Raw genomic sequence first — 15,198 nt, forward strand, 5'->3', positions numbered from 1 at the left:
CTGTGGACGCTCGGCGCCGGCCGTGTCGTGCCGGCACCCGTGAGCTGTCGGCACCCATGGACTGTCGGCACCCATGGACAGCCGACTCTCGGCACCGGCCGTGGTGCGCGTCCCGCACCGGCCGGAGACCAGGTGGCCCGCCGCCGGAGACCCGGTGGCCCGCCGCCGGAGACCAGGTGGCCCGCGCCGCCGTGGGCCAGCTGGCCCGCGTCGCCGCGGATCGGGTGGCTACGCCCCCGCGGGTTCCCGCACGTTCGCCCGTACCCAGTCCACGATCGACGCCGTCGTCGCGCCGGGCGTGAAGATCTCCGCGACGCCCTTCTCCTTCAGCGGGGCGATGTCCGCCTCGGGGATGATCCCGCCGCCGAAGACCAGGATGTCCGCCGCGTCCCGCTCCCTGAGCAACTCGATCACGGCGGCGAAGAGCGTGTTGTGCGCACCGGAGAGGATGGACAGCCCGATCGCGTCGGCGTCCTCCTGGATCGCGGTGTCCACGATCTGCTCGGGTGTCTGATGGAGCCCGGTGTAGATGACCTCCATACCGGCGTCGCGCAGCGCCCGCGCGATCACCTTGGCCCCGCGATCGTGGCCGTCGAGCCCCGGCTTGGCCACCACCACGCGGATCGGACCGGCTGCCACACCCATCACTGCCTCCATGAAGCGACTACATCCATCCGTACCGACAAGTACCGCACACTTCGCCGACGCCGTACACAGCAGCACGGCGCACACAAGGCGACCATCAACGCACGGATCGCGCACTGCTTGCGCAAAGTGCACGCCTCCGCGGCACAGACGCCCCGCACCACATCGTCCGGGGAAGTGAACGAACGTTATCGCCAGCATCCCGCAACCGGCAGTTTCACGGTGGATACAGAGGGGGAAATCACACGGTGGGACACGTTCGCCGCGAGCAGTTCCGGGGCGCGGCGGCAACACGCGCACGGAGAGCCGCAGCGAGGGCAGGGCAGGGCAGCAGCGGGCCTCGTCGCCGCATCACCGACACCACAGGGCTCACAGGGCTCACAGAGCGCTGACGCGGCACATCGGCACGCCCATACGGGCAAACCTCGCAAACATCACCAATCACTGGTGTCACGGCTCTCCACGAGGGCACACGGGGGACAGAGGCGTCCCTGCGCGTGCCGACAGGAGGTCGGCCCATGAAGGTCACCACGGCAGCACTGCCCCTTCTCCCGCTCTGTCAGCGTCTCCTGCCAGGACTACCGCGACTACCCGGACTGGGAATACCGGGACTACCGGAGCTGGCAGCCCTCCCGGGTCGGCTGACCGGGCTTTCCCTGACCCTCCTGAAGGCAAGCGCCCTGGAGGCCGCGATCCTCGCCGGGCACCTTCTCCTCTACCCCTCGGGGATCATCCAGGAGCGCCGCCCGGTGTGCACCCTCCCGACGACGGAGTCCCAGGACCCGCAGCCCTCCCCTCCCGCTCCCCGTCTCCCGGCCCGCACCAGCCCCCCGGTCGTCCTGCTGCACGGCTTCATCGACAACCGCTCGGTCTTCCTCCTCCTGCGCCGCAGCCTGGCCCAGCACGGCAGACACCAGATCGAGTCGCTGAACTACTCCCCACTGACCTGCGACATCCGCACCGCGGCCGAGTTGCTCGGCCGGCACGTGGAAGAGATCTGTGAGCGGACGGGCAGCGAGCGGGTCGACATCGTGGGACACAGCCTCGGCGGGCTGATCGCGCGCTATTACGTGCAGCGCCTCGCCGGAGACCTCCGCGTCCGGACACTCGTGACGCTCGGCACCCCACACACCGGCACCCGGGTTGTCCCGCTGGCGAACGCGCACCCGATCGTGCGCCAGATGCGGCCCGGCTCGGCGGTACTGGAGGAGCTGACCCGCCCCTCGCCCGGCTGCCGTACGCAGTTCGTCAGCTTCTGGAGCGACCTGGACCGCGTGATGGACCCGCTGGAGACGGCCTGCCTCGACCACCCCGACCTGACCGTGCAGAACGTACGGGTGAGCGGCATCGGTCACCTCGCGCTGCCCGTGCACCCCGCCGTGGCCACCGGAATTCGCCAGGCGCTCGACACCGACGCGCCGGCGGCGGACACGGAGACCGGCAAGCGGGACGGCGGCCTGACGGTCGCCTGAGACGCCCCGAAGACTGCGCGAAGGGCGCGGAACTCGGCCGACACAACCCGTTCAGCATCGAACAAATCTCGAACACAAAGCCAAAGTCGCGCCCGCCGTCCCCCAAAACACGGCCGATTGCCCGTTTCCTTCGCGCGTGAAACCTGACGAAGATTGTCGTGCCCGTATACCGCCGGGTACAGTCGCCGCACTGCTCTGGCAGCCCCTGTTGTCGAGGCGAAAGAGAAGTTGGTGAACGACCGTCACCCGTCGGGGACCATGACCACCCCGGCCTCGGCTTCCGACGCCGATCCGGCGCAGTACGCGTCGTACGGCACAGGGGAGGCCCAGTACGGCGACCTCACCACGTACGGCGGCTACGACACCACCGGTTTTTCCACCGGCGCCACCGCCACGGCGACCTTCGACGCCGACCCTCTCTTCGGCAGCCTCCCGGGGCAGGACACCGGCGGCTACGACGCCACGGGCTCGTACGACACCACGGGTTCCTACGACGCCACCCAGTGGTCCACCGGCAGCGGGCAGTCCCTGAACTACGACGCGTACGCGGCCCAGCACCACGCCGCCTACGACACCGGCGCCTACGACACGACCACGTGGACGGCCGACGTCCAGCAGCCCGCCTCCGTGCCGCCGCAGGCCACGAGCGTCGAGGCCACCGGTCAATGGGACACCGGCGCCTGGGCCCAGCCGGACCAGTCGGGCGATCCGGCCGACGGGACCCAGCAGTGGGACTGGGGCACGCAGACCTTCGAAACCGGCACCTTCGCGACCGACGGCTCGGAAACCGGCACATACGGGACCGGTACCTACGGGACCGGCACCTTCGCGACCGGCACGTTCGACACCGGCGCCTACGACGCCACGCAGTGGAACTCGGACGGCACCACGGCGCAGACACCGCAGGCCCCGCAGGCACCGGAGACGCCACAGACACCGGAGAACACCGCGCCGGACGCGTCACCCGCCGCCGATGAACCCGGCCCGCACGACGACGGATCGGCCGCCACCGGCGAACTCCCCACCGTGGCCGTTCTCCTGGACGGCCAGGAAGAGGCCACCCTGGCCGCCCGGGTCCCGGCCGCACGCACCGCCCCCCGCGGCGGGTCGCGTTCCCGCCGCCGCCAGCCCGCCAAGCGCTCGGCACTGATGACCATCGCCGTACCGTCGGCCTGCGTGATGAGCGTCGCCGGTATCGCCGCCGCCTCCGTCGGGGGCCTGACCGGCGACGACGGCACGGAGACCACGGCCTCCGCGGCGGACGCGGGCGGCGGCGCGGAAGCCGCGCCGGTGAAGCCGTCCACCGCCAACAACAAGCTGGACACCCAGCTCACGAGCCTCGCCGCCGGAGCCGACGACTTCGCCGACCGGGCCAGCCGGACGCAGGAACGCATCGACCTCAAGGCCCAGCAGGCCGCCGAGAAGAGGCGGGCGGCGGAGGAGGCGGCGCGCAAGGAGAGGCTGCGCCCCAAGTTCGCGCTCCCGGTGGCCCAGCACGGCCTCAGCGCGTACTACGGCCAGGCCGGCATCAACTGGATGTCCGTGCACAGCGGCATCGACTTCCCCGTGTCGTACGGCACGACGGTGATGGCCGCGACCGACGGCACGGTCCGCACGCAGTACAACAGCGCGTACGGGAACATGATGATCGTGACCGCGAAGGACGGCACGGAGACGTGGTACTGCCACCTCTCCAGCTACCAGGTCCCCTCCGGTACGACGGTGAAGGCCGGCGACGCGATCGCGTTCTCCGGCAATTCGGGCAACTCGACCGGACCGCACCTGCACTTCGAGGTGCGTCCCGCGGGCGGCTCGGCGATCGACCCGCTCTCGTGGCTGCGCAGCCACGGCCTCAACCCGTCGTGACGCCGTAACGTCTCAGCAGGCCGGACCCGGGATCGAACCCCGGCCGGCGTGGGGGCGGCCAAAGCACCCGCACCACCCACGCCGCCCGCACGTCAGAGCTTTTCCACCGGCGCGTACCGCAGCAGCAGCCGCTTCGGCTTGGTGTCCCCGAAGTCGATCGTCGCCTCGGCGTTCGACCCGGTGCCCTTGACCCCGACCACCGTCCCGAGCCCGAACTGGTCGTGCGTGACGCGGTCACCGACCGACAGCGCGACCGTCGGCTGCTCGGCGGACCGGCGCGTGGCGAAGCCGGACGCGCCCGACGCCGAGGAGCGGGAACGGGACGACGACAGCGAGGCCGCCACGCCCGAGACCGGTGCGGAGGGCGCGGGTCCGTTCGCCCCGGTCCGCTTCCACTCCAGGTGGGGCGCCGGGATCTCCTCGAGGAAGCGCGAGGGCGGGTTGTACGACGGCTGCCCCCAGGCGCTGCGCAGCGTCGACCGGGTCAGGTACAGCCGCTCGCGTGCGCGCGTGATGCCGACGTACGCCAGCCGCCGCTCCTCCTCCAGCTCCTTGGCCTGGCCGAGGGCACGCATGTGCGGGAAGACGCCATCCTCCATGCCGGTGAGGAAGACGACCGGGAACTCCAGCCCCTTGGCGGTGTGCAGGGTCATCAGGGTGACGACGCCGTCGCCGTCCTCCTCGTCCGGGATCTGGTCGGAGTCGGCGACCAGCGCGACCTTCTCCAGGAAGTCGGCCAGCGTTCCGGTCTCCTCGCCCTCGGCCCGCTCCTGCTCGAATTCCAGGGCGACCGCCGCGAGTTCCTGGAGGTTCTCGATGCGGGTCTCGTCCTGCGGGTCGGTGGAGGCCTGCAACTCGGCGAGGTAGCCGGTGCGTTCGAGGATCGCCTCAAGGACGGTCGCCGGTCCGGCGCCGGACTCGACGATCGTACGGAGGTCCTCCATGAGCGTGTTGAACCGCTTGACGGCGTTGGCGGAGCGCGCGGCCATGCCGTACGCCTCGTCGACCCGCTTGAGGGCCTGCGGGAAGCTGATCTTCTCGCGCTGGGAGAGGGCGTCGATCATGGCCTCGGCGCGGTCGCCGATGCCGCGCTTGGGGACGTTGAGGATGCGGCGCAGCGGCACCGAGTCCTCGGGGTTGGCCAGCACCCGCAGGTAGGCCAGGACGTCCCGGACCTCCTTGCGCTCGTAGAAGCGGACGCCGCCGACGACCTTGTAGGGCAGGCCGACGCGGATGAAGACCTCTTCGAAGACACGGGACTGCGCGTTGGTGCGGTAGAAGACGGCGACGTCGCCGGCCTTCGCCTCGCCCGCGTCGGTGAGGCGGTCTATCTCGTCGGCGACGAACTGGGCCTCGTCGTGCTCGGTGTCGGCGACGTACCCGGTGATCTGCGAGCCGGCGCCCTGGTTGGTCCACAGGTTCTTGGGGCGGCGGGACTCATTGCGCTCGATGACCGCGTTGGCGGCGGTGAGGATCGTCTGGGTGGAGCGGTAGTTCTGCTCCAGGAGGATCGTCGTCGCGTCCGGGTAGTCCTCCTCGAACTGGAGGATGTTGCGGATGGTGGCGCCGCGGAAGGCGTAGATCGACTGGTCGGCGTCGCCCACCACGCACAGCTCGGCGGGCGGGACCTCGGCCTCGGGCGGCACGTCGACGGCGTGCTCGATGGTGCCGACCAGCTCGCGGACCAGGGAGTACTGGGCGTGGTTGGTGTCCTGGTACTCGTCGACCAGGACGTGCCGGAAGCGGCGGCGGTAGTGCTCGGCGACGTCCGGGAAGGCGCGGAGCAGGTTGACCGTCGTCATGATCAGGTCGTCGAAGTCGAGGGCGTTGGCCTCGCGCAGCCGCGACTGGTAGAGGGCGTACGCCTGCGCGACGGTCTTCTCGAAACCGTCGGCCGCCTGGGCGGCGAAGTCCTCCTCGTCGATCAGCTCGTTCTTCAGGTTGCTGATCTTGGCGCTGAAGGACTTGGGCGGGAAGCGCTTGGGGTCCAGGTCCAGGTCGCGGCAGACCAGCGCCATGAGCCGCTTGGAGTCGGCCGCGTCGTAGATCGAGAAGGACGAGGTGAACCCGAGCTTCTTCGACTCGCGGCGCAGGATGCGGACGCACGCGCTGTGGAAGGTCATCACCCACATCGCGTTGGCGCGCGGGCCGACGAGCTGCTCCACGCGCTCCTTCATCTCGCCCGCGGCCTTGTTGGTGAAGGTGATCGCGAGGATCTGGCCGGGGTGGACGCTCCGCTCGGCCAGCAGGTGGGCGATGCGGTGGGTGAGCACGCGGGTCTTGCCCGAGCCGGCGCCGGCCACGATGAGCAGCGGGGAGCCGGAGTGGACGACGGCGGCGCGCTGGTTCTCGTTCAGCCCCTCCAGGAGCGCGGCCGCGTCCAGGGCGGGGCGCGGGGCGCCGTCCCGGTAGTGGGCGTCCCGCTCCGGCGGCGCGTCGAACTTCCCGGCGAACAGATCGTGCGGGACCGGCTCCGGTCCGTGATCGTCCTCGGGCGGCGGCGGAGGTTCCTCCTCGTGACCCCGGGGGGTCTGGAGGCTCGCCAGGAAGCTGTCGTCAAAGAGGCTGCTCATCGCTCTCCGAGTCTAGGGCGCCCCACCGACAACCCGCCGCCACCCCGGAAAATGGCCGGCAACCCGCCGACCGGCACGCCCTGCGACAGGACGGGCCACGAAGAGTGACCGAAGAGGGTCCGCACGTCGAAGGTCACGAAAATGTATCGGGCATATCACCCACCAACCTTCACAGCCGCCTCACGAGTTGGCTACGGTGCGGGCAGGCCGCACGACCCCCTCCGGCGAACCTCGCCGGGCCGCGCGGCCTCCGCCGAGTCCGGCGTGCCCGCACGGCGCCCGGAGCCGGGGACCCGACCGAGAACCTTGGGGTGAATCGGCCGCACCGCCCTCCACGGGGCGGATCCGCCGTAGGGCAACCCTTCCGAACCACACCGCCCGAACCCTCCCCCAGGGCCCGAAAGGCCTGGGGGTACCCCCACCGCTGACCCGGTAGGCGGACCTTTGGAAGGAGTCGCCTCCTTGGCGTCGCACCGCAAGTCGCGTCCCACGGGTACGCGCGTCGCAGGCATACGGACCCCCGCCCTCGCCACGGCGGCCCTCACCTCTGTGGCCCTGCTGTCCCAAACGGCCACCGCCGCGCCGTCGGACGACGACAGGCCGAGCCTCGAAGAGGTCGAGAAGAAGGTCGACGACCTTTACCGCCAGGCGGGGTCGGCGACGGAGACGTACAACGCGGCCAAGGAGAAGACCTCCAAGCAGCGCAAGCGCGTCGACACCCTCCTCGACGACGTCGCCAAGCGCACCCAGAAGCTCAACGAGGCGCGCGAGGAGCTGGGTTCCTTCGCCTCCGCGCAGTACCGCACGGGCTCCACGGTCCCGGAGACCGCGACCTTCCTGCTCGCGGACTCGCCGCAGGACTACGTCGACCGGACCCACCTGATGGACCGGCTCACCGGCCGCCAGAAGGACGCGGTCGACGACTACGTCACGCAGCAGTCCGAGACGATGGAGAAGCGCCGGGAGGCCACGGAGAGCCTCAAGACGCTCACCGAGTCGCAGAGCGACCTCAAGACGGCCAAGGCCACCGTCCAGAAGAAGCTCGCCACCGCGCGTGAGCTGCTGTCGGAGCTGACCGCCGAGGAGAAGGCCAGGCTCGCGGCGATCGAGAAGAAGAAGCAGGAGGAGGCCGCCCGCAAGGCCGCGGAACTCGCGAAGCAGCAGGCCGAGGAGCGGAAGCGGCAGGAGCAGGCCGACCGGCAGGAGCAGGAGAGCGACGCCGACTCGGACTCCTCCGGATCACCAGGCTCCTCCGGCTCCTCCGGCTCCGGTGGCGCCGGCACGGGAACCGGGTCCTCCACGCCGGACTCCTCATACGGCACCAAGGCCGAGAAAGCGCTGGCCTTCGCCCGCGCCCAGATCGGCAAGCCGTACGTCTGGGGCGCCACGGGCCCCGACTCCTACGATTGCTCGGGCCTGACCCAGGCCGCCTGGAAGGACGCGGGGGTGACACTGCCGCGCACCACCTACGACCAGGTCGACGCCGGCACGACCGTCCCGGTCTCCCAGGCCCAGCCCGGCGACCTGGTCTTCTTCTACGACGACCTCAGTCACGTCGGCCTCTACATCGGCAACGGCATGATGATCCACGCCCCGAAGCCGGGCGCGTACGTCCGTGAGGAGTCGATCTTCTACGACGGCGAGTCGTCGATCCACAGCGTGGTGCGCCCGGCCTGAGCCCCGCGGATCCATAGCATCGGGCGCATGTCATCCGGCACCTCTCCCACCTCCCCCTACCCCCTGCGCGCCTGGTGGGCGCAGCGTCCGCCGGCGGCCGGGGCCGCGGTCATGGCGACCGGCATCCTGTCGGTCGCCCTGCACCTGACGGGCCACGAGGTCCTGTCCCGGATCGCCTTGGTCCTGGCCTGCGCCGCCTGGCTGACCCTGGCGGCGAACTTCCTCTACCTGCTGCTGGTCGAGCGGGCCCAGTGGGTGACGCGGGCCGGGACGCCGGGCGCGCTCACCGCCGTCGCCGCGACGACCGTGCTGGGCACCCGCGTCTCCCTGTTCGGCTGGTCCCCCGTGGCGGCGGCGCTGCTGGCGCTGGCGGCGCTGCTGTGGCCGATACTGCTGTTCCTGGTCGTCACACACTGGGGGCGCCGGATGCCCGGGGCGGTGTTCCTGGGCTGCGTGGCCACGGAGGGCCTGGCCGTGCTGGGCGCCACACTCGCCGGCGCCACCTCGACGGCCTGGCTGGCGCACGCGTCCCTGGTGCCGTTCTGGCTCGGGATCGTGCTCTACCTGATCGCACTGTTCCGCTTCGATCTGCGGCAGGTGGCCCGGGGCTCCGGAGACCACTGGGTGGCGGGCGGCGCGCTCGCCATCTCGGCCCTCGCCGGCGCCAAGCTCCTCGCGGCGGCCGGGACGGGCATGTACCTGTGGAACAACGACGACTACGCAGTCCTGCACGACGTGACCGTCTTCCTGCTCGCCCTCGATCTCGCCTGGTACGCCGTACTGCTCGCCGCCGAGATCGCGTGGCCCCGGATCCGCTACGACGTGCGCCGCTGGTCGACCGTGTTCCCCCTCGGCATGACGGCGGCGGCGACGCTGTCCGTCGCCGCCGTCCTCGACGTCCCGTGGCTGGACGCGCCCGGTCAGGCGCTGCTGTGGATCGCGGTGGCCGCGTGGCTGGCGGTCGCGGCGGGGGCGGTCTTCCAGGCCCGGTCCGGGCTGCGGTCGTCCGCGGGCGCGGACACCGGGGAGATCAGGTCCACAGCACCGCGATGAAGATGTTCGCCACGGTCAGCAGGCCCACCAGGCCGAACAGTGGCTTCTCCACCTTCTCGTCGTCGCGCTTCACGTAGACCAGGCCGAGGATCACGATCAGCAGGGCGAGCTTCACGCCCATCTTGACGTTGTCGACGGACTGGTCGTCGGCCTGGTTGAGGCCGATCAGGATGACGCCGGTGACCAGCATCGTCAGTGCGCCGTGCAGCATCGCGGGGACGAAACGGGCCGTGCCCTGGCCCATCGCCTTCATCTGGGTCAGGAAGCCCCCGAGGAGCGAGGCGATGCCGATGATGTGCAGACCGACGAAAATGTGGATGAGTACGTCCATGAGGCCGGAGCCTAATCAGGGGTCCGGACACCCTCGGACACCGGCCCGGTGGAGGCAACCGCCCGGGGTGCACACCGAGGTGCATACATGCACCCCATAACACCTCACGCCCCTCGTGCGTCCCCGATCCGGGACATCGGTCATCACCCTGTGTGAAGACGACGGCCGCAGGGTGAGCCCTCAGTCACATTCGGTCGCCTGTCGATCCGGTACCGCCACTTCCGCGCATCCCGTCACCCGGCCGTTACCGCCGCGCCTAGCGTCCTCCCCCAGGCAACCGGAGTCGAGTCGTACGGAAAGGACGTGGATCGCAGGTGGGAACGCACCGCAGGCCGCGACAGCGCACGACGGGCGGCGGGAGGGCCCGTACGGCGGCCACGATCACCCTCGCGGGCGCGGCAACGGCGACCGGGCTGGCCGGCGGCACCGGGCACGCCGATCCGAAACCGACGCCGGCGCAGGTCAAGGCCAAGGTGGACAAGCTCTACCAGGAGGCGGAGGTCGCCACCGAGAAGTACAACGGCGCGAAGGAGAAGGCGGACGCCGCCCAGCAGCGCCTGGAGGAACTGCGGGACGAGGCGGCCCGCAAGGCGGACCGGCTCAACTCCACCCGGGAGCGACTCGGTTCGGTCGCGGCGGCCCAGTACCGCAGCGGCGGCCTCGACCCGGCCCTGCAACTCGCGCTCTCCGCCGACCCCGACCGGTATCTCGACGGCGCCGCCTTCATCGAGCGGGCGGGCAGCCGCCAGACGGCCGCCGTGGGCCGGGCGCGCAAGGAACTGCGGGAGATCGAGCAGTTGCGCGGAGCCGCCCGCATCGAGGTGACCTCGCTGAAGTCACGCCGGGCCGAGCTGAAACGTCACCGCACGACGATCACCGGCAAGCTGGACACGGCCCGCCGCCTGCTGTCCCGGCTGACCGCCGAGGAACGCGCCCGCCTCGGCCACGGCTCGGACGACCGTGCCTCGCGCTCGTCGGCGGGCTCCCGGGACTCCCTGCCCGCCTCTTCCGCCCAGGCCCCCAACTCGCGCGCCGCGGCGGCCGTCGCCTACGCCCACCAGAAGCTCGGCAGTCCCTACGTGTGGGGCGCGACCGGCCCCGACGCCTTCGACTGCTCCGGCCTCACCCAGGCCGCCTACCGCGCCGCCGGCGTCTCCCTGCCCCGCACGACCTACGCCCAGATCGACGCGGGCCGCCGTGTCCCACGGTCCGAACTGCTTCCGGGGGACCTGGTGTTCTTCTACTCGGGCATCAGCCACGTCGGCATCTACGTCGGCGACGGCCGGATGATCCACGCCCCGAACCCGTCGGCACCGGTCCGCGTCGCCCCCGTCGACCAGATGCCGTTCGCGGGGGCTACGCGGGTGGCGTAGCGCCTGCACGCGCGTGCCCGACGAGTCGCCGGGCCGCTCCGGCCGCTCCGGCAACGGCGGACCGGGGGCTCTGGGGCCGAACCCGATCCGACCAGATGCCGTGCACGCATGGTCAGACCAGCCGCCGTGCCGTGGCCCACCGCGTCAGCTCGTGCCGGTTGGACAGCTGGAGCTTGCGGAGCACCGCCGAGACGTGGGACTCGACCGTCTTCACCGAGATGTACAGCTGCTTGGCGATCTCCTTGTACGCGTAGCCGCGGGCGATCAGGCGCAGCACCTCGCGCTCGCGCTGGGTGAGGCGGTCGAGGTCCTCGTCGACCGGCGGGGCGTCGGTGGAGGCGAACGCGTCGAGGACGAAGCCGGCCAGGCGCGGGGAGAAGACGGCGTCGCCCTCCTGGACGCGGAAGACGGAGTTCACCAGGTCCGTGCCGGTGATCGTCTTGGTCACGTAGCCCCGGGCGCCGCCGCGGATCACGCCGATCACGTCCTCCGCCGCGTCCGAGACGGACAGGGCGAGGAAGCGGACGGGCTGGTCGGCGTCGCTCATCAAGGGAGCGCAGCGACGCAGGACTTCGACACCGCCACCGCCCGGGAGGTGTACGTCGAGGAGGACCACCTCCGGCCGGGTCGCGGTGATGACCGTGACGGCCTGGTCGACGTCGGCGGCCTCGCCGACGACCTCGACGCCGGTCTGCGCGGTCTGGCCGATCTCGGCCTGGACGCCGGTGCGGAACATGCGGTGGTCGTCGACGAGCACCACGCGCACGTGACGCTCCCCCGCGCCGCCGTCCGCCGGCTGTGCGGGCTGGGCCGCCTCGCCCTCTCCCGCCGTTCCGTTCGCCTCGGTCGGGTCGCTCATGACGTCTTCTCCGCCCTCTCCATCTCCAGCTCGACCTCCGTGCCGCCGTCCGGCACCGCGCGCAGTCGCGCCGTGCCGCCGTTGCGCTCCATGCGGCCGATGATCGATTCTCTGACGCCCATCCGGTCGGCGGGTATCGAGTCGAGGTCGAAGCCGGGGCCGCGGTCCCGGACGGACACGAAGACCGTCCTGCCCTCGACTTCGGCGAAGACCTGTACGGCGCCGCCCTCGCCACCGTACTTGGCCGCGTTCACCATCGCCTCGCGTCCGGCCTGCATCTGTGCGCTGATTCTCTCGTCGAGCGGGCAGTCGCCGACGACCACGACCTCGATGGGGACGCCGTGCTTGTCCTCGACCTCCGCGGCGTTGCGCTTCACTGCCTCGGCGAGGGTGGTGGGCTCGTCGTCCTCGTCCTTGCCGTTGCCCTCCGGCTTGTAGAGCCAGGCGCGCAGGTCGCGCTCCTGGGCGCGGGCCAGGCGGCGCACCTCGCCCGCGCTCTCCGCGTTGCGCTGGATCAGGGTCAGGGTGTGCAGCACCGAGTCGTGGACGTGGGCGGCGACCTCGGCCCGCTCCTGGGCCCGGATGCGCATCAGCCGCTCCTCGGAGAGGTCCTGCGTCATGCGTACCAGGTAGGGGCCGGCGAGGAGCGTTATACCGACGAGGACGGCGAGGGCCGCCTGGAGAACGGAGCCGAGGTGGGCGGCGGACCCCTGGAGGACGAAGATGCCGGTGGCGCCGGCCGTCACCAGCAGGACGCCGGCCACGGAGCGCAGCACGGTGACGGTGCGCCGGTGGCGCCCGACCTCGGCCCAGCGGGCCCGGCGGGCGTTGTCCGCCTGGCGCCAGACGAGGGCGACGCCGGCGCCGACGAGCACGGTCGGCCAGAGGTAGGCCTTGGCACCGCCGCCGAGGTCGACGTTGCCCACGAAGACCAGGGCCACGACGACCATGAGGAGCAGGGCGACGATCTGGCCCTTGTCGGGCTTGCGGGCGACGAGTCTGCGGCGGCCGTCCGGCGAGGGCTCGGAGGTGACGAGGGACGGCGGCCGCTGGGCGTCGACACCGCCGACGCCCAGGGGTACGAAGAACCAGAAGGCCGCGTACAGCAGCGCGCCCAGGCCGTCGGCCATGAACAGGCCGACGAAGGCGAACCGTACCCAGATGACGGGCAGCCCGAGGTGTCCGGCGAGCCCCCGCGCCACGCCACCGAGCCAGCGTCCGTCGCTGCTGCGGTAGAGCTTGCGCGGCGGCCGCGGTTCGACGAGTGGTGCTGCTGCGGCTTCCGGCATGACACAGATGGTCACACGGCCGAGGGAGCCGGAGCATCAGGGTCGGTCCCCGAGACTCCCCTGATCTTCGGGCCCGGGGATCTTCGAACGCTCCCCCGGCGTCGTGTCAGGGCCGATATCAGGGTCCGACCAGGGTCGAACCGACTGCCGTCACGGCGCCGCGCCCGTCACCATGGACTCATGACAGATCACGAGCACGCCGCGACGGGTCCGGGACCCGGCTCCGGCCCGCGCCCTCCGCTGGGCGCCGGGCCGCAGGGCGCCCCGCCCGCCGCGGATGCCGCGGACGCCGCGGGCGGTGCCGCGGCCGACGCGGGCGCCCCCGCCGGCGCCGATGTCCCCGGTCCGCCCCACAGGTTCCGGCGCGACCGGCGGCACAAGACGCTCGCCGGGGTGTGCGCGGGCCTGGGGCGGCAGTGCGACATGGATCCGGTGATCTTCCGGATCACCCTCGCCGTGCTCTCCGCGACCGGCGGCATCGGCCTCATCTTCTACGGCTTCGCCTGGCTCTTCGTCCCATACGACGACGAGGACGAGAACGAGGTGCGCAAGCTGCTGACCGGCCGGGTCGACGGCCAGGCGCTGGCGGCCGTGCTGTTCGCCCTGGTCGGCTGCGGGGTCTTCCTGACCATGCTGAACAACGGCGGGGTGCTGACCTTCGCCGTCGTCCTCTCCCTCGTCCTCGCGGGCGCCGGGTACTGGTCCCGGCAGCGGAAGGCTCCCGACCCCGATCCGCTCTCCGCCCAGGCCGCCGCCGACGCTCCACCGGAGGCCCAGGCACCCCCGATCATGATCACTTGGCCCTCCTGGTGGCGCGACCCCATAGTCAAGGACGGCACCCACGTCGGCGGGACGGGTTATCTGTGGGGCCCACCGGACTCCGAGGCCCGCGACATCGCGGCGGCCGTCAACATCGGCCGCGGGGGCCAGTACCGTGACCGCCCCGCCGCGAACGACCGGCGCTCGCGGTCCCCGCAACCGCGCGGTCCCCGCGGGATCGGCGGCTGGGTGTTCCTCCTCGCCCTGCTCGCGGCGTTCCTCGGCTCCCGGCTGACCTGGGACCAACACCCGCTCGGCACCAGTCTGCAGACCGGCCTGGCCTGCGCCCTCGCCGTCTTCGGCGTCGGCATCGCGGTCAGCGCCTTCCTCGGGCGCACCGGGGCCGGCTCCATCTTCCTGGCGATCATCACTGCGGGCCTGCTCGCCGGATCGGCCGCCGTGCCCAAGGACGTCGGCACCGACTGGGTCCGGACCACCTGGGAGCCCACGACGGTGGCCGGCGTACGCGAGCAGTACGACATCGGTACCGGCAGCGGCACCCTCGACCTGTCCGGGCTGGACCTGGCCGAGGGGCAGACGGTGACCACCCGGGCGGACGTGGGCATGGGCCGAATACAGGTCGTCGTGCCGCAGGACGTGACCGTGCGGCTGAGCGTCGAGGTGGGCGTGGGTGACATCCAGCTGCCCGGCGACGACAAGAAGGACGTGGACGTGGCACCGGGCAAGCACAAGGAGGTCACCCTGACCCCCGCCACGGGCGTCAAGAACGCCGGCACGCTCGACCTCGACCTCCAGGTCGGCGTCGGACAGGCGGAGGTGACCCGTGCTGCGTCATAGGTTCCAGCCCGGACGACTGGTCGCCGGCTTCTTCCTGACCCTGGCGGGCGTCATCTACGTCGGCGACGCGGGCGGCCTCTGGGAGACGCCGTGGTTCGTGCTGATCCCCCTCGTCGTGGGCGGCCTCTGCACCGCGGGAGCGGTCGGGGTCCTGGCCCAGGCCGTGCACCGACGCCGCGGAGCACTCCGCGCGGGCAGGGACGAGCGCCGGGCAGATCTCCCCGGCTGACGGGAGGGGCGGCGCGGTGGGCAGGTGACGGGTTCGCGGCTCGCGGGTTCGCGGCTCGCGGGTTCGCGGCTCGCGGGTTGGCGGACGGCCACCGGTACCTGCGGGCGACCACCGGCGTCCGCGGGCAACACCGGCGTCCGCGGGTAACCACCGGTGTCCGCGCGCGACTACCGGTATCCCGCGGGCAACCACGGCGTCCGCGCACGACCACCAG

General features: G+C 71.6%; 12 protein-coding genes. 7 read left to right on the forward strand and 5 right to left on the reverse strand.

The window, feature by feature from the left end:
- Positions 1–228 precede the first annotated feature (228 nt).
- Positions 229–645, reverse strand: a complete 417-nt coding sequence (locus tag ACFW48_RS09865; protein WP_003974171.1) for a cobalamin B12-binding domain-containing protein — start codon at positions 643–645, stop codon at positions 229–231.
- Between the two features lie 518 nt (positions 646–1,163).
- On the opposite strand from ACFW48_RS09865, the gene ACFW48_RS09870 reads away from it, so the two are divergent.
- On the forward strand, positions 1,164–2,117 hold the full coding sequence (locus ACFW48_RS09870) for an esterase/lipase family protein (RefSeq protein WP_386312286.1): 954 nt from the start codon (positions 1,164–1,166) through the stop codon (positions 2,115–2,117).
- Between the two features lie 231 nt (positions 2,118–2,348).
- On the forward strand, positions 2,349–3,983 hold the full coding sequence (locus ACFW48_RS09875) for a M23 family metallopeptidase (RefSeq protein ID WP_386312289.1): 1,635 nt from the start codon (positions 2,349–2,351) through the stop codon (positions 3,981–3,983).
- A gap of 92 nt (positions 3,984–4,075) precedes the next feature.
- Here the strand turns inward: ACFW48_RS09875 and pcrA are convergent, their stop codons facing one another.
- Positions 4,076–6,556: a DNA helicase PcrA gene (gene pcrA / locus ACFW48_RS09880; protein WP_386312292.1), complete on the reverse strand. Its 2,481-nt coding sequence runs from the start codon at positions 6,554–6,556 to the stop codon at positions 4,076–4,078.
- Between the two features lie 462 nt (positions 6,557–7,018).
- Between pcrA and ACFW48_RS09885 the strand changes: the two genes are divergently transcribed.
- Both ACFW48_RS09885 and ACFW48_RS09890 read left to right on the forward strand, forming a co-directional pair.
- Entirely contained in the window at positions 7,019–8,233 is a 1,215-nt protein-coding gene (locus ACFW48_RS09885) for an NlpC/P60 family protein (protein ID WP_386312295.1), read from the forward strand.
- Between the two features lie 27 nt (positions 8,234–8,260).
- Positions 8,261–9,286, forward strand: coding sequence for a tellurite resistance/C4-dicarboxylate transporter family protein (locus tag ACFW48_RS09890; RefSeq protein WP_386312298.1), 1,026 nt, complete (start codon positions 8,261–8,263; stop codon positions 9,284–9,286).
- Here the strand turns inward: ACFW48_RS09890 and ACFW48_RS09895 are convergent.
- A complete protein-coding gene (locus ACFW48_RS09895) occupies positions 9,264–9,617 on the reverse strand; it encodes a hypothetical protein (RefSeq protein WP_310871671.1) in 354 nt (117 codons plus the stop codon). The two genes, ACFW48_RS09890 and ACFW48_RS09895, sit on opposite strands and share 23 nt — an antisense overlap.
- 314 nt (positions 9,618–9,931) lie before the next feature.
- Between ACFW48_RS09895 and ACFW48_RS09900 the strand changes: the two genes are divergently transcribed.
- Positions 9,932–10,990 (forward strand): NlpC/P60 family protein, encoded by a 1,059-nt coding sequence (locus ACFW48_RS09900; protein ID WP_386312301.1) that lies wholly within the window; start codon positions 9,932–9,934, stop codon positions 10,988–10,990.
- A gap of 112 nt (positions 10,991–11,102) precedes the next feature.
- On the opposite strand, the gene ACFW48_RS09905 is transcribed toward ACFW48_RS09900, so the two are convergent.
- Together ACFW48_RS09905 and ACFW48_RS09910 are read right to left on the reverse strand one after the other, a co-directional pair.
- Entirely contained in the window at positions 11,103–11,849 is a 747-nt protein-coding gene (locus ACFW48_RS09905) for a LuxR C-terminal-related transcriptional regulator (RefSeq protein ID WP_386312303.1), read from the reverse strand.
- A complete protein-coding gene (locus tag ACFW48_RS09910) occupies positions 11,846–13,138 on the reverse strand; it encodes a PspC domain-containing protein (RefSeq protein WP_386312306.1) in 1,293 nt (430 codons plus the stop codon). Before ACFW48_RS09910 ends, ACFW48_RS09905 begins: the two co-directional genes overlap by 4 nt.
- Before the next feature lie 180 nt (positions 13,139–13,318).
- Here ACFW48_RS09910 and ACFW48_RS09915 point away from each other — a divergent pair, with 180 nt between their 5' ends.
- Both ACFW48_RS09915 and ACFW48_RS09920 read left to right on the forward strand, forming a co-directional pair.
- Positions 13,319–14,755 carry a PspC domain-containing protein gene (locus ACFW48_RS09915; RefSeq protein ID WP_386312309.1) on the forward strand — a complete coding sequence of 479 codons (1,437 nt, stop codon included), beginning with the start codon at positions 13,319–13,321 and terminating at the stop codon, positions 14,753–14,755.
- Positions 14,742–14,984 carry a hypothetical protein gene (locus ACFW48_RS09920; RefSeq protein ID WP_386312312.1) on the forward strand — a complete coding sequence of 81 codons (243 nt, stop codon included), beginning with the start codon at positions 14,742–14,744 and terminating at the stop codon, positions 14,982–14,984. The genes ACFW48_RS09915 and ACFW48_RS09920 overlap by 14 nt, the downstream gene beginning before the upstream one ends.
- Positions 14,985–15,198: the final 214 nt, after the last annotated feature.

Origin of the sequence: Streptomyces sp. NPDC058812, from assembly GCF_042744565.1 — a bacterium.
GTDB classification, from domain to species: Bacteria; Actinomycetota; Actinomycetes; order Streptomycetales; family Streptomycetaceae; genus Streptomyces; species Streptomyces thinghirensis.